This window comes from Bacteroides xylanisolvens XB1A (genome assembly GCF_000210075.1).
GTDB lineage: Bacteria > Bacteroidota > Bacteroidia > Bacteroidales > Bacteroidaceae > Bacteroides > Bacteroides xylanisolvens.
Genome location: NC_021017.1, coordinates 3,214,382 through 3,235,382, shown reverse-complemented (window position 1 = coordinate 3,235,382; position 21,001 = coordinate 3,214,382). Strand labels below are relative to the sequence as shown.

General features: G+C 43.2%; 18 protein-coding genes. 3 read left to right on the top strand and 15 right to left on the bottom strand.

Going from position 1 to position 21,001, the window contains the following annotated elements; all coding sequences use genetic code 11:
- Positions 1-79: 79 nt before the first annotated feature.
- The 15 genes from BXY_RS12700 to BXY_RS12630 form a co-directional block, all read right to left on the bottom strand.
- On the bottom strand, positions 80-1,888 hold the full coding sequence (locus BXY_RS12700; RefSeq protein ID WP_004307998.1) for a glycoside hydrolase family 2 protein: 1,809 nt from the start codon (positions 1,886-1,888) through the stop codon (positions 80-82).
- A gap of 39 nt (positions 1,889-1,927) precedes the next feature.
- On the bottom strand, positions 1,928-3,004 hold the full coding sequence (locus tag BXY_RS12695; protein ID WP_008641764.1) for a metallophosphoesterase: 1,077 nt from the start codon (positions 3,002-3,004) through the stop codon (positions 1,928-1,930).
- Between the two features lie 3 nt (positions 3,005-3,007).
- Complete coding sequence (locus tag BXY_RS12690; protein WP_004307466.1) at positions 3,008-4,093, bottom strand: family 43 glycosylhydrolase; 1,086 nt, start codon at positions 4,091-4,093, stop codon at positions 3,008-3,010.
- Positions 4,094-4,119: 26 nt separating this feature from the next.
- Complete coding sequence (locus BXY_RS12685) at positions 4,120-5,952, bottom strand: RagB/SusD family nutrient uptake outer membrane protein (RefSeq protein WP_015532104.1); 1,833 nt, start codon at positions 5,950-5,952, stop codon at positions 4,120-4,122.
- A gap of 20 nt (positions 5,953-5,972) precedes the next feature.
- A complete protein-coding gene (locus tag BXY_RS12680; protein WP_457851320.1) occupies positions 5,973-9,248 on the bottom strand; it encodes a SusC/RagA family TonB-linked outer membrane protein in 3,276 nt (1,091 codons plus the stop codon).
- A gap of 176 nt (positions 9,249-9,424) precedes the next feature.
- A complete protein-coding gene (locus tag BXY_RS12675; RefSeq protein ID WP_008144980.1) occupies positions 9,425-10,006 on the bottom strand; it encodes a DUF4948 family protein in 582 nt (193 codons plus the stop codon).
- A gap of 6 nt (positions 10,007-10,012) precedes the next feature.
- Positions 10,013-10,753: a toxin-antitoxin system YwqK family antitoxin gene (locus tag BXY_RS12670; RefSeq protein ID WP_008144979.1), complete on the bottom strand. Its 741-nt coding sequence runs from the start codon at positions 10,751-10,753 to the stop codon at positions 10,013-10,015.
- A 105-nt stretch (positions 10,754-10,858) separates the two neighbouring features.
- Positions 10,859-11,317: a hypothetical protein gene (locus tag BXY_RS12665; protein WP_008765525.1), complete on the bottom strand. Its 459-nt coding sequence runs from the start codon at positions 11,315-11,317 to the stop codon at positions 10,859-10,861.
- 45 nt (positions 11,318-11,362) lie between these two features.
- Complete coding sequence (locus tag BXY_RS12660; protein WP_008144975.1) at positions 11,363-12,100, bottom strand: DUF1266 domain-containing protein; 738 nt, start codon at positions 12,098-12,100, stop codon at positions 11,363-11,365.
- Positions 12,101-12,435: 335 nt separating this feature from the next.
- On the bottom strand, positions 12,436-13,803 hold the full coding sequence (gene mobV / locus BXY_RS12655; RefSeq protein WP_015532102.1) for a MobV family relaxase: 1,368 nt from the start codon (positions 13,801-13,803) through the stop codon (positions 12,436-12,438).
- 265 nt (positions 13,804-14,068) lie between these two features.
- Complete coding sequence (locus BXY_RS12650) at positions 14,069-14,329, bottom strand: hypothetical protein (RefSeq protein ID WP_015532101.1); 261 nt, start codon at positions 14,327-14,329, stop codon at positions 14,069-14,071.
- 76 nt (positions 14,330-14,405) lie between these two features.
- Positions 14,406-14,798 (bottom strand): hypothetical protein, encoded by a 393-nt coding sequence (locus tag BXY_RS12645; protein WP_015532100.1) that lies wholly within the window; start codon positions 14,796-14,798, stop codon positions 14,406-14,408.
- A 17-nt stretch (positions 14,799-14,815) separates the two neighbouring features.
- On the bottom strand, positions 14,816-16,048 hold the full coding sequence (locus BXY_RS12640; RefSeq protein WP_015532099.1) for a site-specific integrase: 1,233 nt from the start codon (positions 16,046-16,048) through the stop codon (positions 14,816-14,818).
- Between the two features lie 253 nt (positions 16,049-16,301).
- Positions 16,302-16,577, bottom strand: a complete 276-nt coding sequence (locus BXY_RS12635) for an STN domain-containing protein (protein WP_015532098.1) — start codon at positions 16,575-16,577, stop codon at positions 16,302-16,304.
- Between the two features lie 57 nt (positions 16,578-16,634).
- The gene (locus BXY_RS12630) at positions 16,635-18,359 is read right to left on the bottom strand and encodes a hypothetical protein (protein ID WP_004310928.1); all 1,725 of its coding nucleotides are present in this window, start codon (positions 18,357-18,359) and stop codon (positions 16,635-16,637) included.
- Between the two features lie 405 nt (positions 18,360-18,764).
- Between BXY_RS12630 and BXY_RS12625 the strand changes: the two genes are divergently transcribed.
- The 3 genes from BXY_RS12625 (at position 18,765) to BXY_RS12615 (ending at position 20,898) form a co-directional block, all read left to right on the top strand.
- Positions 18,765-19,361 carry an RNA polymerase sigma-70 factor gene (locus BXY_RS12625; RefSeq protein WP_004310927.1) on the top strand — a complete coding sequence of 199 codons (597 nt, stop codon included), beginning with the start codon at positions 18,765-18,767 and terminating at the stop codon, positions 19,359-19,361.
- Between the two features lie 101 nt (positions 19,362-19,462).
- Positions 19,463-20,455, top strand: a complete 993-nt coding sequence (locus BXY_RS12620) for a FecR family protein (RefSeq protein ID WP_004310926.1) — start codon at positions 19,463-19,465, stop codon at positions 20,453-20,455.
- A gap of 32 nt (positions 20,456-20,487) precedes the next feature.
- Complete coding sequence (locus BXY_RS12615; protein ID WP_015532097.1) at positions 20,488-20,898, top strand: PaaI family thioesterase; 411 nt, start codon at positions 20,488-20,490, stop codon at positions 20,896-20,898.
- Positions 20,899-21,001 lie beyond the last annotated feature (103 nt).

Sequence of the window (21,001 nt, the reverse complement as noted above, 5' to 3'; positions counted from 1 at the left end):
ATAATATTGCAAACTATATCTATAATTCGAATGGCTACAGATGAGTTGCCTTGTTCAGCCAAATGGCTAATCCGGCTTCTTACTTTAAACTTTCACAAATTTCCGTATTTACCCTCTTCAAATTCTGTTCATCCAGTTTTATTACTTTGCGGTCGTATGTCATCAATCCGTTCACTTCGATCTCAACATCTGTAGTCTGTGTATAAACAGCAGCCGAGAATCCACGTGCAATCATATCCTTCAGCATATTAGCATACTTCAGATACTCATCAGTAGCTTCTTTGGAAGTACTAAACTGAACATACCCCCAATTACGATTCGGCTCCCAAAGATGCTCCTTCAGCACTAAACCAATTCCTCCATACTCTCCGAGTACAGTTGCACGCTGTGCGTCATATAAATACATCTCCGGACCGGGATAATTATGCAAATCGAGCATATCACCACAGGTATAATGATTACCTCCACTGGCAGGATTCACTAAACGGGAAGGATCATATTGCTTTGTCCATTCTGCTATTTCAGGGGTTTTAAACTGCCCCCAAGCCTCATTGAAAGGTACCCATGTGCCAATACAAGGATAAGAGTAAAGGCAGTCGATAATTTCTTTCCATTCTTTACGATAAATAGCCTCTGATTCAGCAGACCGTTTAAATTCTGTTCCCTCAAAATACTTCCGATTCTGCCACTCGGGATTCTTATCGCCACTCGGCATGTCCTGCCACACAATAACCCCTAAACGATCACAATACGTATACCAACGGGCAGGCTCTACTTTTATATGTTTGCGAATCATATTATATCCAAAATCTTTTGTCTTTTGAATATCATATACTAAAGCCTCATCCGAAGGTGCCGTATACAAGCCATCCGGCCACCAGCCCTGATCTAAAAGACCAAATTGAAACAAGTCCTTATTATTCAATTGTAGACGTACAATTCCATTTTTATCGCGTTTCGTTGAATATTTACGCATGGCAGTATAGCTCTTAACCTTATCGATCAACTTATTTTCTGAATACAGACAAATTTCCATATCATATAAAAACGGAGAATCCGGTGACCACCACTTTACATCAGACGGCATAGCAATTTCAACCGGAATACCATTTACGGAACTTCCTACAGCCACCAACTGCTTTCCTTCTAATACCTTCACCTCCAATTTATCTGAAAGCATCTGATGATCTGTCATAACCTCTACTGTCAACTTATTCCTGTCAATATCAGGAGTCGTTTTGATATTGACAATCGACCGGATTGGCACGGGTTCTAGCCAAACTGTTTGCCAAATACCACTGACAGGAGTATACCAGATACCTCCCGGCTTACTAACCTGTTTTCCTCTAGGCTGAGGACCTTTATCAGTCGGGTCCCACACTTTCACGATCAATTCATTTTCCCCATTCAGCAAGGCAGGCGTGATATCAAAAGAAAAAGGAGTAAATCCTCCTGTATGTTGTCCCACCTTTACCTTATTTACCCAAACATCCGCTTTCCAGTCAACAGCCCCAAAATGCAATAAGATCCTATGTCCTTTCCATTTGGAGGGAACCGAGAATTGACGCTGATACCAAAGTTCATTCTTCTCCCCAAGACTTTTCCCCACTCCGGACAAGCTTGATTCTACAGCAAAAGGAACTAAAATCCGACCATCATAACTTTGTGGCATAGCTTGACCTACCGGAGAAATAGCATAATTCCACAATCCGTTCAGATTTATCCAGTCAGCACGTTCCATAATTGGGCGGGGATATTCGGGCAACACGTTTTCAACATCTATTTTCGCCGCCCATTCCGTCATAATTCGACCGCCAACCGGTTTCCACTGTGCAAATAGATAAACACTATTAATAAGTATCACTAAAGAACATACAACTTTTCTCATCTACATTATTTCTATTAAGAGTATTTTTACTAGGTCAAGTTATTCCAATATAATATCAAACTGATCGTAAGGTGCCGTACGATGTGCCAGATGCCTGGTCAATTTTGAAATCCCAAACAAGGGAGAATAAGTACGTACTTTGATCGTTTTACCATCCGGCATAAATTCCAGAATGCGAAGCCAACCATCCCCTCCGTTCCCTTCCGGACCGCCTCCTACATATTGTACATTAAACGTCATTTGTGATACATCTTTCCCGGCACTGTTCTTATCCACCCGATAAGCCACATTATTCTCATATTCACCGGTGCCTCTTCCCACATGTCCGCAAAGTACGAGACGGATATTGGAAGAAGGATAAATAAGTTTCTCCCAAATAGCCTGCCCCGAGTTTTGTGGAGAAATCTTATACCCATCTTTCGTAACGCGCTTATTACCTATATCAAGATAAGAATGAGTGATAAAAATCACCTTATAATTCTTGTATCTCGGCTTGTTTACCAAATCTTTCGCCCATTGCAGAACTTCATCACGAGGCACAAACTCTACTGCTATAACCAAAATCTTTCCCCATCCCGGCTCATCAAACTCAAAAGCCGAATTCTCTAAAGACGCCCTGCCTTCACGATTAGGAAATTCACTGACACAGATATTCCGCCAGGTAGAATTTCGTTCAAAAGGAATATAATCAGGAAAATAAGTACGACCGTTTTCTGCGGCTTTGTATCCATAATCATGATTGCCTGCGGCAATAATATAAGGTACTTTGTTATCCAGTCTTTTCAAAGCCTGCGATGCTGCCTCCCACATTTCACGACTGGTCTGGTTCAGCATCTTACGGTTTAATACATTATTATCATTCTGCTCCACCAAATCGCCTGTACAAAGGACAGCTTTAATTTTAAGCGACTCTATATTGTCCGCAATCCATGCGGTACAAAGATCAAAAAGCGGCTGGTTAATATCATACTTGGTATATCCCTGTGGATCACCGAGCAAAATCATAGAAAAGGATTCCGGATTGACCAATTTCTGGGGATCAGCCCGATGCTGCGCCGGGAGACAAGTGACAGAAGCACACAATATCCCGGCCAATAAATAGTTGAATAGTTTCATAGATTACTCTTTTTCTTCTTCGTTTTTAAATACAGGTGCACGAGATACGGATGCCGGTGTGCCATTAGTAATATAAGGCCAGCCATCACTGCTCCATTGTATGCGGTCACACATCAATTGACGACCATTATCTATTTTCGCTTTCTGCCAGGCATGATAGAAGAACCAGTCATTACCCTCATCATCCGTGATAATTTCGGAATTGTGTCCGGTTCCGGCAAACAGGTTATTACCCTGTAGAATTACTTCATTATAACTACTATTTTCTTTCATCACAGTACCGTTTTTACCCACATAAGGACCTTCGATATTTTTAGAACGCCCCACCACTACACGATACGTACTTCTTTCCTCTTCACAACAACTACCCGTAGAGCCAAATAGATAATAATAATTCCCGCGTTTATGAACCATGATGCCTTCTATTGAAGGACCCGCTATCTTTTCGGAAACAGCCCCTTTAATGGATAGACCGTCAGCACTTAACTCTACATAACGGATACCTCCTTCATAGCCTTTAGAAGTACTATTATAACTTCCCCAGAAAAGATACTTCTTACCATTATCTTCAAAATAACAAGGGTCGATGCACTGCATAGTACCAGAATTGTAGTCAAGAAGTTTTCCGTGATCCGTAAAAGGCCCTACAGGAGAGTCGCTGACCGCCACCCCGATACAACTATTCTTAGGCAAGTCCCAGTGCCCGAGAGTATAATAGAGCACATATTTGCCATTGATATAGTTAATGTCCGGAGCCCATAAGCGAGTGTCCGGCTGCCAGTTCGGTTTTTGCAGAAAGGCTGCCCCAGCATAAGTCCACTGTGTCATATTAGTAGATTTGTAAATCGGAATATAGATATTATCCTGTTGGGTAACATACAAATAAAAGTTTCCGTCTGCCGCATGAATTATTGTCGGATCAGGCAACTGTTTGCCGACTATAGGATTGGAGAATGAAACAGGGTTAGGTGTACTCCCCCCACCCCCATTTCCATTACCGTTACCCGGCCCATCCGGTTGTTCGTCAGAGCCACCGGAACATGCCATGATACACAATGCTGTTGCAATTAAAAAAGATAATTTTTTCATATATACTTTATTAGTTAAAACTAAGATTAATTTATCCAACCTTCATTCTGTTCCAAATTCGAGTTCATTTCCATTTCTTTAGCAGGAATAGGCCAGCTCCAGCACTGATCCCCCAACCAGTACCAGGTATAAGTCGTTTCACCCCACATCTGCATCAGACCGTTACGATTATTATCAAACTTCTTATCTTTCCACGTTCCCCAACGCAATTCATGGAAATACATGGAATCTTCGCCACCGATTTCCCAGTAATACTCATTCCGGATACGTTCACGCAAATCACTCTGCCCGTTAACTTTCGTAGCAGGATAAGTTGCATTATTCAATTCGACATGCCCTGCACGACGTCTTACTTCATTAACACATCTGATTGCTTCGCTTTCATGGGTACTTCCCCATTCATTTAGCGCTTCTGCTTTCAGGAGCAATACTTCCGCATAGCGTATTAATGGAATATCCAATCCATAAGTATCACGTTCTGTCTGTTCCAGACCTTCAGGTACAAACTTTCTCCATAGATAGTAAAACTTATCGTTTGTATCAGTACGGATATCAAAAGGCTCTGCACTGTCGGAGCCACGATAAGGCCAACGCAATGTATAAGTATGAGCTATTCCAGAAGAAGCGCCATTGTATTGTGCGTAAGGGGTAATGACAGCCATTTGCAGACGTGGATCACGGCTCTCGTAAGCTTTTTTGATACGTGCTTCATTGCCACTATCCAGATATTTGTTCATATCTGCCCCATAGGCAGCCATACGTTCCTTTTCTGCCGCGGACAGTCCGTCACGTAGAAAAAACACCACACGTTCTTTTTCTTTCATCGCACTATAGCCCGGCAAGTAGTTATCCCAATTAAACTTTTCTCCGGTCGCCGTCTCAAAAGATTCTACAAAATGCGGATTAGGCAAATAGTTATTCCACATAGAACCTGCTGTACAACGGTTGCCGTAAGTGATGTTCCTTGTATTGGAGTAGCCATATTGCTTGATGCATTGCACAGAGAATATCATTTCTTCACATTGTTCATTTGCTATTTTCAACAACTGCTTATAACTGGTAGCACCGGCCTTAGTATATAACCCGAAGCCACAGTCAGCCACAGAATTAAAATCATCAACCGCCGCCTCCCAATTCTTCTGCCACATATATACTTGTCCGCGTAATGCATAAGCAGCTCCTTTGGTTACCCGTCCATAGTTAGAGTCACCCGAATTATATTTACCCGGTAGATTGGGTTCATTCACACAATCTGTCAGATCCTGGACTATAGCCGCCCAAACATCCGCTTCTGAAGAACGGGCTTTGTTACCGTTTTCAGGACTCGTGATTGCATTCATATATAACGGCACTCCTTTATACAAGATATTCAAGCGCATATAAGCAAATGCACGCAAGAATTTACATTCGGCGATAGCCCGTTGCTTCTCTCCGGTCGACATATCAGGAACCTGACCAATATTATCTATCACATCATTAGCACGATAGATAAAAGTATAAAAACGTTTATAAATATCACTGAACAGGCCACTTGAGGGAGTAGCTGCTCCTGTACAATTAGGCATTCGCTTAATCCAGTTCTTGTCTGTATCCATCACAGAAGAATAAGCATCCCATGGAATCCGGTGCGAATCCAAAATGCCGGAGTTAGGACAATATTGATCCAGAAAGACATTATATACGCCGATAACAGCCTGTTCGGCCAAAGTTGCTTTCGTCCAGATACTACTACCGCTTATGTTATTGGTAGGAGTAGTATCTAAAAAGTCCGCACCGCATCCAGCCATAGAGAAAGACAGCAAGGCAATAGATACACATCTTACTAATTTCCGAAATATTTTTATTTTGTTTTTCATCATAAAATCGTTTTAGAGTAAGTTTAGAAAGTGATATTTACACCGAATGCATATTGTCTCATAGTAGAATATCCCACTGCGGTACGCATTTCCGGGTCCATTCCTTCATACCCGGTAATGGTAAATAAATTTTCACCGGAAGCAAAGAAACGGATATTCTGTGCATATACTTTTTTCGACAGGACAGCAGGCAATGTATATCCGATAGTCAGGTTCTTCAGTTTAATATAATCCCCTTTTTGCAAATGTACTGATGACTGTGTCATACCACTTTGGTCGTTACCGGAGTTATTTGTCAAACGAGGATTCTTTGAACTCAAGTTCGTGCGCGGATCATTGGGATTTTTGGGATCAAAGAAATAGTGATCGTTTGCTATTGCTTCCCCGATAGCATATCCTTTGATGGTAGCACTGCTGTTCAATGCCAAACGATAGTAGTAAATCTTGAAACCTGCCGCACCGGACCAGTTCATGGAGAAATCGAAGCCTTTCCAATTAGCGCTTGCCTGCAGACCGAAGTTATACTTGGGCACATTGGAACATCCCTGAAACTCATTATCAGCGTCATTACCATATACACCGTCGCCATTTAAGTCTGCATAGATGTAATCACCATACCAAATGCCACTCTTACTGACGTTCTGACGCGGATAAAACTTATACCCTGCCCCTACCATGGCATTCAGCCATTTCATGTCGTCTACTGTGCGGATCATTCCGTCTCTCGGACCACCGTTGATATTGACTGTTCCATCTGCGTTAAAGCCGTTTCCATTACCTTTATATGGTTGCAACATATAGTATTCATTAATCATTTTACCTTCTATTACACGGGTAGATCCTCCGGTAGAGACATCACCGATATTGGTTTGATAAATACGGTTCCCGTTTTCATCTGTCAGCCAGCCACGCTGCAACTCTCCTTTGTATTTACTGACCTTGTTCTGGTTATAGGCAAAGTTACCGGATACACGATATTCTACTTTACCGATACGGTCTTGCCAATTCAGGGTCATTTCAATACCGCGGTTAGTCACTTCCGCAATGTTCTGACGAGGGCCACTGGCTGTCCCGAGAGACATATACATATCAGGGCGATATAAGATTCCATCCGTTACTTTATTATAAAATTCAGCCTCAAACGTCAGACGGTTTCTTAAAGTTGCAAAGTCGATACCAATATTCGTAATGGCAGTACTTTCCCACTCCAACAGGTTGTTGGAAATAGAAGTAATTGCCAAACCATTATTAAGGCTACCTCCAAACGCGTACTTTGCCGAGTTGTATACAGCCTGCCATTCGTAGTTACCAATCGCATTGTTCCCTAACTTACCCCACGAAGCACGTAATTTCAGATTGTCGATAGGAAGTCCTTTCATAAATCTCTCTTCACTGATTCTCCACCCGGCAGAGAAAGATGGAAAAAGCCCCCAGCGATTATCCGGAGCAAAACGGGAGGAACCGTCATAACGCATATTAACCTCGAATAAATAACGGCTGTCGAAAGCATAGTTAATACGACCGAAGTAAGAACGGGATGTAAATTCCTCACCTGTACCACCTATGGAAGAAGGAGTAGTAGCAGAACTTGGATCACCCACAGACGAATCTATTAATCCAAGTTTGGCAGTGTCGGTAGTCCGTTTGACAAAACGTTCTTCTTCAAAGCCCAATAACATACCAATATCATGCTTATAAAAAGTCTGGTTATAATTGAGCAAGTGCGTTAATTTCCAGTGGTTCTCACGGACATACGCCATACGGGTATACAAATCGGCAGGATCTTTGGGGGCAGCTATCCACTGATCTGTACTAAAACTATATTTCCCATAATCCGTATTTACGGACATCGATTCATAACGATAATCCTTATAGTTCAAATTAACATCGTATGAGAAGTGTTTCAGAAACTTCACGTTGGCATAGAAAGTAGTGAAGAACTGCGTGTTCTTGATATGCCCTTCCGATTGCGCCATGTCCCACAGAGGATTGTGAGATTGCGGATCTTCCTCGTTCGCTTCCGGCGCACCATATTTTCCGTCATAATATGGATATACGCCCGGTATCATCTTTTGAGTATTAATATTGGTGAGTGAACCGGTATCGCTTTTCTTCTGGTCAGTGTGATACCCCCATACGCGAGTACCAATACGTAACCACTTAGTAATATCCGAATAAACATTGGCACGCAGAAAATAGCGTTGGTATCCGGTATCCTTGATTAATCCCGGATTGTCAGTGTAAGATATAGAAAGATTATATCCGGTACGTCCCTCCTGTCCAGTGACGGAAAGCGAATGTTTCATCATCCAGTCGTTACTATATATCTCATCGTACCAATCTGTATTAGGATAAGCTACATAATTAGGATAGCCGGAAGCCGAAATGCCATTCGGATCTTTTTCCGCCTCACGCCATTGATTGATGGTAATGTCGCTGAAAGGAGCAGATTCTCCTATATTAGTAGCAGCTTCGTTCATCAATTCCATATACTTGGCGTAGTTAGATACCGTTTTTATCAGTTTGGTAGGTTGATTCAGTGAAAAAGTAGCATTGTAGGACACGCTGACCTTTCCTGTTTGTCCGGTTTTGGTAGTAACCAGAATAACCCCATTTGCCCCTCGGTTACCATAAATAGCACACGAGGCCGCATCTTTCAGGATGGAAATAGAAGCAATATCGTTGGGATCTACATTATTCAGACTTTGCTCCATCCCATCCACCAACACGAGTGGTGAAGAACTGTTCAGGGTACCTACTCCCCGAATATTGAAAGAAAAGCCTTCATTATATGGAGTCCCGGAGCTTTGCATCACCTGTAAACCGGCTGTCATACCGCTCAACGCCTGCGAAGCACTGACCAAAGGACGGGAAAGTGATTCCTTTTCCAAATTTACCGTAGCAACCGAACCGGTCAGGTTCACCTTCTTTTGTGTGCCATAACCAACCACTACTACTTCTGAAAGCATTTTCACATTCTCTCCCATTACAATGTTGAATGTCGTCTTGCCAGGCGACAATGAAATTTCCTGCGTGTCAAAACCGATATAAGACACTTGCAATTTCTTAGCGTCCTCCGGTATTTCCAGTTCAAATTTCCCTTCCATATTACTCACCGTGCCAATATTAGTACCGGGAATTGATACCGATACTCCAATTAACAATTCATCATTGACATCACTGACGATACCATTGATACGCCGTTTCTTATCTGATTTCTGAACGACAGGCCGGGTGATGATAATATGATTATCTTTTATTTTAGATTTTTCTCGGTTTGACTTAACCGATTGAGAAATAAACTTTTAGCGAATTATTTGAGAAATAGAGGTAACGATTTAGCAACTGTGCGAATTTCAGCGTTTTACATTGCTATGCTGTCAAATAACTCTTTCATTTGCAAATATAACATCTTTTTCCGAAAGTACGAACTTTCGGTGACAATTTTATAAAATCGACTTGCGAAAAAAGAAAATTATCGTGAATGGTCTAACTCTATATACCAGCCTTCCTTGACGGGCTTGTATAGCGTAGTGTCATTGTATGTCCTGCGGTAAATTTTGTTCAGGTCGCCGTGTTCGGTGATACGGATGTCACGGCGGCTTCTCAATTCGAGATCGTAAACGAAACTCTTGGATGTTCCCGCATCCACGATGCCGTGGGAGTAGTACAGCATAAATAAGCTCACATATACCGAATCTGCCGTTTCCTGCTCCCTGCGGTCAACAAGGACAAGACCGCATCCAATCTCTGACAACAAGGAGTCGAGTTGTATTCGGTCAGATCTTGATAACCCGTGTACCGGCGTGTCCTGCACTTGGTTCGGTTGGTAGGATATTTGTCCTGCCGAATCAAGGATGAGAATATCGCAGGGAGAGAGCGGTGGATAGTGAAAGCTTCCCTCCGAACTCTCCGCCATGATTTTGCGTATCTTGTCGAATGCCGCCTCGTGCGTGGCGAAGTGGCGTATCATTTCCTCGTCCGTCGGCGGCATGGGTGGCTCGCAGCTTACGACCGATGCAAGCGTTAAAAGTAGTATTATGATAACTATCTTCATCTCTGTTTAAGCCCCACCTTCACCATGCCATGTGCAGGTTTGGGTATTGTTATCATAGTTATGTTCTATCCATTGCCCCGATTTCTCGCCGTCAGTGTATTGTCCCTCGATAGTTATATAGGGTTTGCCGTCCCGTGTCGATTCCACACGATAAGAGCCGTCAAGTTTTCCGTTACGGTAGTGGCGTATTATCCTGCTGCGAAGCGTGCTCGCATCCTCGAAGATTTCCCACTCCTCGCCATCTTTTTTCCCGTCGATATAATGAGATTCAAAAATCTGCTCTCCTGTCTTGCTGTCAAAGCGGCGCTCCCGCCCGCTCTCCACACTCTGCTTATATTCCTTTTCGGCTTCTATTTTGCCGTTACGAAAATAGGTCTTTACAGTTCCGTCTATCTTGCCTTGCTGCATGGGTGTTTCCTTTCGGGGAGTAACGCCGTCTTGGTAATACTCCGTGAATGTGCTGTTACGCTTGCCTTTGGCATATATACCCGATTCACGCAGCACCCCATCACGATAGCGGCGATAATCTCCGTTTATCATGCCATCGGAAAATTTAACACACTCCTCGTCAAGTCCTCGTATAATGCGATATTTTCCCCGTAACGGCTGTTTTCTGCCTTTTTTATAATAGACCGTGCGCCGTGAGTTATCTGTTATAGTCTGCAAATCGCTCCATTCTACGATTTGTTGTGCGGAAACCGTGCCACACAATAGTAAAAAGATGTATAGTGCCAATATTCTATTCATTGTATTTTTTGTTTTTCAAGGTTGCGGCTAACACGTGGCTCAATCACCACGAAAAGCGATTGAGCCACACGCCATTATCCGCATAAATCGAACTTGTTAGCCTCTTCACTTCTTCAACAAAGCGAAAAATTCCTCGTATCGCTCGAAAGATTCAAAGAATCCTGCATGCAATGTTATTTGTGTATCATCCGTCAAGAAGATTTCCAATTCTCCTTCTTCATCGTCATATTTAAGATGTTTTATATCCGATATTTTAAATATTTTGTCGGTTTTCTCCCCTTTCTTTATTATAGGATAGGTTACACTATCTGCATCGACAACGATTTTTCCTCCGTTCGCCGCCAAAGCACGGGCAAGACGAACCTTGTTCAATGTTATTACCAAGAGAACGAGTCCTCCGATTATAAAAACAATGGCAGTACTCGTAGGGCCAAGTATTCGGGTACTGCCTATTCTTATACCGAATGGATAAACGAGCGGCACGACAACCATACCGACTGATACAGCCAACATTGTAATGTTATCCTTGATAGGAGAGGCTGGAGCATAATTAAACGTTTTCATAATTCAAAAAAAATGTAGAGTTAATAAATGTTTTTTAATAAAGTATCACCATTTTATATAAGTCCAAGGGCTTTTGGTATCTGTCAGTAAATCTTCTGCCAATCCAATCATGTTGGTAGTTCCCATCGACAAAGTACGACCAAGAACATAACTATAAGCATAGTCTTTCCAATTGGTATAAACTTCTTTGGTCATCTCGTAAGCGGCATTGATACACTGCATACATTCTTCTTTTACAATGTACTCTTGCTCAAGGCAAAGTCTGCTGATAAAGTTTAATCTTCCTGCATCCCACGCAAGTACTCCGAGTTTGCCCATTTCTTCTTTGGATACGACAATTCCAGCTTGTTCAATGTCCGGATATTTTTCCTCCATCGTTTCCAACTTTTCCAAACAGTCATTTCGGAAATCGGTGTGTTCTTTCAATTCTTCATTTTCATTAAGCCACTTCCTGCTTATATTACCCCCTCCTTGAAGAAAAGCCGTATAAGCATAGTGAAACATTGTTTGCGAGGGAGCTTGCGACAACCAATTCAAAGTTTCGATGGCACTATCCCTATCCGTTATACCAAAGTATTCACCTAAAATAACTTTACGAACAGAGGGAGTTACGCCAGTTTCGAATGTGTTCAATACACCTTGTTGTTGATATACATACAGATTGCCAAGACTTATCTTGCGTAAATCCGCTTCTGGCAAATGTGAATTTTCATCCACATTCAAACCATCCTGAAAGAAACTCTGCAATTTTGCAAGTCTTCCCCAAAGAGATGTCATGTCCATAGTACTATGTTTGTCTTTCCAGCTCCTTAAGACCTTTTATTATTAAACCACGAAGCGTGGAACTGCAATGCCACGTCTTTGTTGAAGGTCGTAGGAAAAACCTAATGAGCAGATGTAGTAATAGCAGCCCACGCTATAGCGTGAGAACCACTATGCCATCCTTGCTCATTTTGAAAATTTCCTACGTTTTCAACAACAAGATAAGCATAACGCTTCTTTCTTTTCTAATATGTCTTGGACGGAGTTTCCCTAATCCAACCACAAAGGTAGTGAAAAGTTGTGATAATCACTTATGTTGCAATAGATTTATTTGCTCGCTGTATAAAATTGGAGCTTTACAGTTTCATACCCCTGCTTTTCCTTTGCTGCTGTATAGGTTGCCGTATGTTCTGCCTTAACTTCTCGAACTGTTCCTTGAACCACTCGGCAATGGGCTTTCGGTTGATGGCAAGAACCAATTTAGTCCCGTCCGTGGGGTCTTTCACCACTTGGAAACCTGCCTTTTCGGTCGTGAATTTCCGTCCGTGTTCCTCCGAATAGAGTTCCCCTGCATACTCCAACGGCTTTCCCTTGACGAGCGTTGCGGTCTGCCTTTCATCGAACCCCACAAGGCGGCAAAGGTTTTCGATACGGAGCATTTCACGAAAATAGGGAAACCATGCCGCTGCCCTTGCGATTACCGTTTTCAGAAACGATATTTCCTGCTTGTGCCTTGTGTCCTTGTCTGCTATCTCCCTGCCGTGCTTCCGCTGCATTTCCCGTATCTCCCGGCTGTGGTCTGCCTGCATGGTCTGTATCCTATCTTGCAGGGCTTCGATGGTTTCCTCGTGGTCGGCTACCTCCCTATGCAGGGCAGTGTTCTCCCTTTCCAGTGTCTTGACCCTGTTGCTCCCGAAAAGAGAACCGACGCTCTCGGCGATGTTGGCGGCTGCAGCGGTTGCCGCCCCTTTCAGCTTCTCGGTCTGTATCTCTTTTTTCGCCTGCCTTAATTCCTCCTGCGCCGTTTCTTTCTGCTGCTGCAAATCCACCACCTCCGCTTTCAGACTGTCGGCGAGTTTCTGTATATCCCGATAATACTGCTGCGTGGACTTGTGGCGAGCTTTCGAGCCGTCTATGCCCCTTTGCAGCCCGTATTTCGCCATCGCTTCGGCATAGGTATCTTGGTAGGACTTCAATTTCAGCCGTGTCATAATATCGTCTGCGCACAGTCTCACGGTGTCGGTCGGCTTCTTGCGGTATCGCTTCTTCGTCTGCTCCTCCCGTTTCCTGCGCTTTCGCTCTCCCTTGACGATGGGGACGAGCGTAACGTGTATGTGCGGTGTTTCCTCGTCCCTGTGCAGGTGAGCCGCCACGATGTTCTCCTCTCCGAACGTATCGGCGAAGTATTTCAGATTGTCGGCGCACCACTCGTCCAAACGCCCCTCTTCTTCTATCCGCTTCATGTCCTCGTGCGTTCCCGATACGTTGATGCGGATAGCCCGTACTTGGTTGCTTCCGATTTTGCGTGTCAGCCCAGCTTCTTCTAATCTCTGCTGTATAGCCGCCGAACGGTCTTTCACCCCGTTGGGGTATTCGATGAGCCTGCGGTTTAGGTGCGTGCGTGTGGGGTCGGCGTTCTTCGGTATGATGAAACGCTCGATATGTGCGGTCGTTCCGCTGTCGCTGCCGTGCGCCTTTTCCATGTGTAAAACTACGAAACCCATATATTCCTTTCTTTTCTGGCTTGTGAAACAATAAATCTGACTATCTTTGAGGGCGGCGAAATGCCGTCCTCAAGGGGGTGTGCAGAGGGGCTTGCCCCTTGCCTTATTGGGGAATTTTCAGCGATACGTAGTATTGCGGCTCGGACAAATTCCCTAATAAGCTACGGTATTTTCCCCGTAAATACCCTGCGGCGTGCCGTCCGTCTGTCCGTTTGCCTTTCGGCGGTGGTTATCCTTGCCGCTTGCTTACCCGTATAACCCCACCTTATTTTTTCCCTTTCGGTCGGTGGGTGGCGGGGCGGTCGTTTCCGTTTTCAAAGGCTCTTTTGCATGGGGTGGTCGGATACAAGGTTTTCCCGATAAATACGCTCGCAGCGAAGCGAGAGGAAGATTTATCGGGAAACGGCGCAGCCGCTTGACCTTTTAGCCGACGTGAAGCCCCGTGCTTGCTTTGCCTTTGTAAACGGAAATGATTGCTCCGCTTTCCTTTGAAAAGAGGAATAGAACCTGCAATATATATCACCATAGTGATAGGTTTGCATGTTGGCATGCTGGTATGCTGGTACGTTTGCATGTTTGCATGTTGGTATGTTGGTATATCATCATGCTTTCCAACGGCTGTTGGGCTTGCCGTCCGAAACAACCGACACGAATACCGTCGTTTTCTCTTTTCGCCCGTGTATAATCCTCTCTAATAATGCCCTGCGGACTTTCGCCGCCCCGAACGACTCGATACGGAAAGCGAGGGCGGCTATCGTTTCGAGGTTGTAAACCTCCGCGCTGTATCTGTCCGATAGGCGGATAATGCGCTTTATGTCATATACGCTCAAAACTCCGCTTTTGCAGAGTGCCTTTATCCCTGCCCGAACCGTCGGGGCGATAACCCCGAACAGTTCGCAGATTTCCCGCTCGGTCATGGCGGTTGCACCTATATCGCTCGGCAGAAAGATATTGCCCTGCCCGTCCATCGTGATAATGTTCCTTTCTTCTTTCATTGGTATTCCGTTTTTAATTAGATGGCTCGGCAGATATTCTTCTCCATATCCTCCAGCTTGTGCGACAAGGTTTCCATGTCTTGGCTTATCTTCTGGGCGGTGATTTTGGCGTAAATTTGGGTGGTTTTTATGTTGGTATGCCCCAAAAGACGGCTCACCGTTTCGATGGGTACGCCGTGCGACAGAAGTACGGTAGTGGCGTTCGTGTGTCTTGCAACATGGTAGGTCAAACGCACCTTGAAGCCGCATTGTCTGCCTATTTCTTTAAGTATCTTGTTGCAACTTCCGTTACTCGGAACGGGGAAAACATGACCGTCCCGAGCCAGCCCCTTGTATTTCTTTATGATACGTTTGGGAACGTCCAAAAGGCGGATGTTCGATTCGGTGTTGGTCTTCTTTCTTCGGGTGATTATCCACAGGTTGCCGTCGAAGAATGTTTGCAGGCGGTCGGTGGTGAGGTTCTTCACGTCCGAATACGCCAAACCCGTGAATACCGAAAAGACGAACAAGTCCCGTACGAGTTCATGGGTGGCGTTCTTCATCGGTGCGTTCATGAGCGTCTGTATCTCCGTTCGGGTGAGGTAGCCCCTGTCCACGCTTTCGGGAGAGTTGATATATCCGGCAAAGGGATTAAAGGGCAAACGCCCGTCGTTCCTCGCAATGGAAATGATGTGCTTCAACACAATCATGTAGCCCCACACGGTATTGGTGCGGCATTTCTTCTCCGTGCGCAAAAAATACTCGAAGTCGTTGATGAACGTGAGGTTGAGTTCTTTTAACGGAATATCCTCACGCTTGTAGGTATGGGGCAAAAACTCCCGGATATGGTTGCAGACCGTCCGATAACGGGTAAATGTACCTTGCGCCCTGCTGTGCCCGACTTTCTTCTCAAACTCGGCGTTGTGCTGCTCGAACAGTTTCAGCAATGTTTCCTGCTTGATGCCGATACCGAGATAGGCGTCTTTGAGCTTGGCGGCGGTAACATAACCGTCCGCCTGCATCAGTTCTTGGTAGCGGCGGTTTACCTCCACCCGAATTTTATCAACGACAAGATTGATTCTCTGCGCTTCAACGCTCTTGCCCGAAGCACGGTTGTTCTTCACGTCCCACAGTCGTGGGGGAACGTCCATCTTGCAACTGAACTGTTTAATCTCGCCGTCCACCGTGATACGGCACATCAGAGGCAGGTTGCCGTTTGGTTTGGCACTGCCTTTCTTCACGTAAAACAATACTTTGAATGTACTTCGCATAACTCACACTTTTTGGGTGACAAAATTAGTTATTAGTGAGTTACTGACAGCTATGCAAATTGCCGCAAATCACAGAAACAGAACCATTTAGCAAGAAATCTGCACCCGTTACGGGAGTAACGAGGTGGTAACTGAACTCCTGCTCCGTTTGGCTTCGAGGTGGTATTTCGTTGGCTCTGTGCAATAGAAAAACAAAGCGTAACGAACGCTCTATCAGCTAATTCGCTACGCTTTGCCCAAATTTACTTTTTCGCTATGTGTTTATTTTATAAATTAATTCCTGCCCTTTCAGAATCTGATCCAGTGCCTTGCTTATCGGTTGATTATCTACCTTCACGGTTACTTTACGGGTCAGGTCCACATCATTTTTCTCATATACTAAGGATACATTTCCTTTGACCTCCAACTCCCGGAACGCTTTGCGCACCGTTACGTCCTGCAAATGTAAGGTCACCTGCTGTGCGTGAACCGACAGTGGAAGAACTGCGGCTAATAGCACGAAGAACATGCATTTGATGATTTTACTCATTGATTTAAGTTTTTATGTGTATATCTTTTGTTACTAACTCATTGTTTTACAATATTCTTATTTAAACATTATCCAGGATTGCGAACTAGCCTCATTATCCGCATTTTTAACATTGCCGTTCGTTTCCCAGTCGTATCTACCGGCTACCTTTCCTAAAGGCACCCCTCTACTATCATCCCGAATAACAACAGGACTATGATAGTTCTCACCAAACACAATGGCATCCGTACAACCCACTTCCTGCAATGCCACAGCAACTTCCCGTAAAGAAGAGCCATCACTAAAGACATTCCAAGCTGCTTTTACCGAGTTATAAGAATTCGTAAAACGATTACTTACAAAAATGACCAAGTCTCCTTCTTCCGTGATACCGACAGCCCGGCGTCCTACAGGCTTGCCATCAAAAGTCCAAATGCTTACCGGATTAGCAGCCCATGAATTACTTCCTGACAATGCTCCATCCATTCCTCTGTTACGGGTCGAAGTATTTCTTCCTTCATTAGTAGCAAATGTCTTGTAAAGTTCTGCATTTTCTCCGGCAATCATGATCTGCCCTTTTTGCAACGGATAGGAATATCCACTGACAGCACTGGTTGGGGACCACTGTACTCCATTGGCAGCTTGTTTGCCGGCTCCGCCGCTGGTAAACTTATACAAGTTATTATCTATCACTTCTGCATACGAAATCTCCGCTTTTCCATCAGCTGTAATTCCCAGAGTTCCCGGACAATACTTCAAAGAAGTAGATAGGTTATATCCGAGACGCGGTGCGGATAGCAGCCCACTATCATTCCACCCGAGGCTATAAAATATCGGTACCCAGAATTGCCCGGACAATCCCGGAACAAACAATGAATAATCCATATTATCATTCATGATAGCTGTTGTACGATGTTGAGCAGTGGGTTCAGCCCATGTTACATTGTCTTTATTCATATCCCAGCTAACCTTCATATTTATTCTACCGGCAGGAATAGTTATCAACCATCCCGTATTACCGCTCCTTCCATGCAAGTTTTTATTTTCATAGACAATCATGAAATCAGGAATACAAATACTACTGTGTTGGCTTTTTAGATCAGCAGTAATATTTTTCCAGTTTACCCCTGCGTCAATAATTCCATTTACAGCACTCAAGTGATATTTTTTAGTCATGTTGTTCGTATTGTCTTTTACAGTAATAGTAAGTGTGCTACTTAGGTCAACAATCAGGTTTCCGTTTTCATCCTTTTGACTGACGGGATCCGTAGAGATGATTTCTGCGTTATCTGCCAAAGTCGGCATCAACACAACGTTTGCAAATGCAGTGTTTTGTTTGAAACGTAACGAAGCGATGCCATTAATAAAGTTAGCACTAACCTGCTCTGTGTTACAAGTAGCCGTTACGCCTCGAAGTAGCTGAGTAGAAGTGCTGAAAATGGTATATTCGATATCATCTGCTCCATCATTCACTTTAATACGGGTGATACCGCTGCTCAAGTCCAGTACAGCATCAGTAGTAAGCGGATCAATGGGCTTTGCCCATTCATCCGCCAGTTTGAGTTTCACATTCACCGCACTTTGGTCGTCCAAAATGCGAAAATCTAAGGCTATGACCCTACTGTTCTGGTCAATAAGACCATTTATCCAGTTCCCTGTGCCATCTTCTGCCTGTATGGCTACCAATGGTTCTTTTACGTACCCCGGATCTTCGGATAAGACAACACCTTTCAGTTCATCTTCTCCGCATGACGTGAATATAAACACAAGGAATGTGCTTAATAGAAAATGTAGTTTCTTCATACAATATTATTTAAATAAGAAATAGCTTATTTTCTGTTATTCCTGAAAACAATCTTTATCCTGCATGACTAAACTAAAACAGCTGTTTGTATACCTTATAACTTAAAAAAGAGTGTCGCGCTATGCTCTTTTACAATCCTTCTTTTTACCATTCATAGAGATTCAGGTTAAAATATGCTTTATTGGCCTATTCATTAATATGACAGCCAGATTAATAAAAAGTATAGTGAGAAATGATTTTTTTATTCGTTCAGCCCTTCAACTCATCTTTTTATTAGTGAGTTTGGTCATCTTACATTTTTTCAATACCTTGCCCCCGAATTATCCATCGGAGAAACAGAACCTGTGAGTATTCACCTTAATATATTAACTAATAAATCAAATATACGATTTCTGAAAGACATAATGGAAAAAAACCTGGAAACAGAGATTATCGAGGCCCTGAAATCGGGTAAAGAGGAGGCATTCCGATACATCTATAAAACTTACTATACAGATCTTTGCCGGATAGCGAGAGGGTATTTGACAGACTCTTATCTATCAGAATCTATAGTAGAAGATTTGGTGTATAGTCTATGGGAAAACCGCTCTAAAATAACAATTAACACCTCATTGAAGAACTACCTTTTCAGAAGTGTAGCCAATAAGTGTATCAATTATCTTCAGCTTGAATATGTGAGAAGGGAAACGGCCTGCTCGTCAGAAGACCTGGTCATTTACAGCGATTTATGGTCCTTGGGCGAAAATCCGGTTGAGCATTTAGAGGGTAAAGAGCTACATTCTATTATCCAGAAGACGATTGACGGCTTATCTCCGGAAACCCGGAAGGTATTTTTATTGAGTCGTTTTGAGAACAAAAGACAAGAAGAAATTGCCGAAATCATGGGAATCACTATTCATACAGTGAAATATCACATGCGAAGTGCACTGGATAAACTGAAGGAAGCAGCAAGATCTTATCTTGCCCTGATTGTAATGTTTATTACGAATATATTTAATTAATATTAAAAAGCAAAGTAATTCACTATACTTCTTCTATTGACAAACTGTCCTGATGATAGCGCAGGTATATGATTTTCAATAGATATTAAGTTTAAGATGGTATGAAAGAAGAATTTGATAAACTGATATATGATTTCCTCTCGGGAAGTATCGCTAAAGAGGACTTACATAAGTTGAACGAATGGATATACTCCGATCCGGAGAATCAGAAATATTTTGAACAGCAGAAACGAATCTGGCTTCTGTCTGCCGAGTATAAAAATGTATCTGTACACGAAGAACAAGCCTATAACAGATTTGCGAAACGAATCCGCAAACATAAGAGTGCTCCGGCAGGAAAGATGAGAAGAGCCTTATTTGTGAAGTATGCAGGTTACGCAGCGGCAATCATTATATTACTGTTTACCACTCCTTTTATAATTTATAATTTTACAACACCTGATGATTCTTTGATTTCCGAAGTATACGCTCCAAGAAAATCGAAATTAAAAATGAAGCTTCCTGACGGTTCTATAGTGTGGTTAAACGCAGATTCCAAGCTTTCTTACTCCGAGAGTTTTAGTCGAAAGAATCGCAATGTCCGGCTGGAAGGCGAAGGGTATTTTGAGGTAGAGCATGGAGAGCATCCATTTGTTATACAAACAGACTCCGCACAGATCAAGGTACTGGGTACTAAGTTTAACGTTAAAAATTATGGTGATGAGAATTATATAAAGGTATCACTCCTAGAAGGTTCCATTGTCTTATTGTGCATCAACCAAGAGTTTATAATGAAGCCTAATCAAACGATGACAGTTAATAAGCTTGACCAAACTTATAAGCTGACCGAGAGTGCTGACTATGCTGAACAGTGGATCAACTGCAAAGTATTCTGGGATGAAGTTCCTATGTCGATCATTTCTAAAGAGTTGGAGCGCCAGTTTGATGTGACATTCGCATTTGAGTCAGAGCAACTCAAGAATTTGATTTTCCATGGAAGTTTTATTATAGAAACAAATAATTTGGAGAAAATATTGGATATTATGTCTGAAACAAATAAATTTAGCTACTCAATTGAAAAAGATAAGGTATATATCCATTCATTGAAAAAATAAGAAACGATTAAAGAATCTTCAAAAATAATATCATGACCGCACAAGAGTTTTTTAAGAACGATCTGTTTGCCGAAAATGCAGGAGTAGTACTGCTGGAAGTACGCAAAGGTTACAGTAAAGCCAAATTAGAAATAAAACCCGAACATCTTAACGCAGGTGCCCGCACACAAGGAGGAGCGATCTTTACGCTGGCAGACCTTGCGCTTGCCGCAGCTGCCAACTCGCACGGCACACTAGCTTTCTCTCTCTCGTCCACTATTACTTTCCTACGTGCCAGCGGCCCCGGAGATACTCTCTTTGCCGAAGCACGCGAACGCTATATCGGCCGAAGCACGGGTTGCTATCAGGTAGATGTAACGAATCAGAACGGAGATTTGATTGCCACTTTTGAATCCAGCGTATTCTGGAAAGATCAGAAAGTGCCTTTCGAAGTTCAGGAATAAAAAAACAGGAAGATGTATTAACACTCTTAAAAGTCTACCTTTTAGACGCGGATAACACGGATGACACGGATAAGAAGATAATAAATCCGTGTTATCCGCGTCT

Coding starts and splice junctions, on each gene's coding strand:
- BXY_RS12700 (WP_004307998.1), bottom strand. CDS start 1,888: ATGAGAAAAGTTGTATGTTCTTTAGTGATACTTATTAATAGTGTTTAT.
- BXY_RS12695 (WP_008641764.1), bottom strand. CDS start 3,004: ATGAAACTATTCAACTATTTATTGGCCGGGATATTGTGTGCTTCTGTC.
- BXY_RS12690 (WP_004307466.1), bottom strand. CDS start 4,093: ATGAAAAAATTATCTTTTTTAATTGCAACAGCATTGTGTATCATGGCA.
- BXY_RS12685 (WP_015532104.1), bottom strand. CDS start 5,952: ATGATGAAAAACAAAATAAAAATATTTCGGAAATTAGTAAGATGTGTA.
- BXY_RS12675 (WP_008144980.1), bottom strand. CDS start 10,006: ATGAAGATAGTTATCATAATACTACTTTTAACGCTTGCATCGGTCGTA.
- BXY_RS12670 (WP_008144979.1), bottom strand. CDS start 10,753: ATGAATAGAATATTGGCACTATACATCTTTTTACTATTGTGTGGCACG.
- BXY_RS12665 (WP_008765525.1), bottom strand. CDS start 11,317: ATGAAAACGTTTAATTATGCTCCAGCCTCTCCTATCAAGGATAACATT.
- BXY_RS12660 (WP_008144975.1), bottom strand. CDS start 12,100: ATGGACATGACATCTCTTTGGGGAAGACTTGCAAAATTGCAGAGTTTC.
- mobV (WP_015532102.1), bottom strand. CDS start 13,803: ATGGGTTTCGTAGTTTTACACATGGAAAAGGCGCACGGCAGCGACAGC.
- BXY_RS12650 (WP_015532101.1), bottom strand. CDS start 14,329: ATGGTGATATATATTGCAGGTTCTATTCCTCTTTTCAAAGGAAAGCGG.
- BXY_RS12645 (WP_015532100.1), bottom strand. CDS start 14,798: ATGAAAGAAGAAAGGAACATTATCACGATGGACGGGCAGGGCAATATC.
- BXY_RS12640 (WP_015532099.1), bottom strand. CDS start 16,048: ATGCGAAGTACATTCAAAGTATTGTTTTACGTGAAGAAAGGCAGTGCC.
- BXY_RS12635 (WP_015532098.1), bottom strand. CDS start 16,577: ATGAGTAAAATCATCAAATGCATGTTCTTCGTGCTATTAGCCGCAGTT.
- BXY_RS12630 (WP_004310928.1), bottom strand. CDS start 18,359: ATGAAGAAACTACATTTTCTATTAAGCACATTCCTTGTGTTTATATTC.
- BXY_RS12625 (WP_004310927.1), top strand. CDS start 18,765: ATGGAAAAAAACCTGGAAACAGAGATTATCGAGGCCCTGAAATCGGGT.
- BXY_RS12620 (WP_004310926.1), top strand. CDS start 19,463: ATGAAAGAAGAATTTGATAAACTGATATATGATTTCCTCTCGGGAAGT.
- BXY_RS12615 (WP_015532097.1), top strand. CDS start 20,488: ATGACCGCACAAGAGTTTTTTAAGAACGATCTGTTTGCCGAAAATGCA.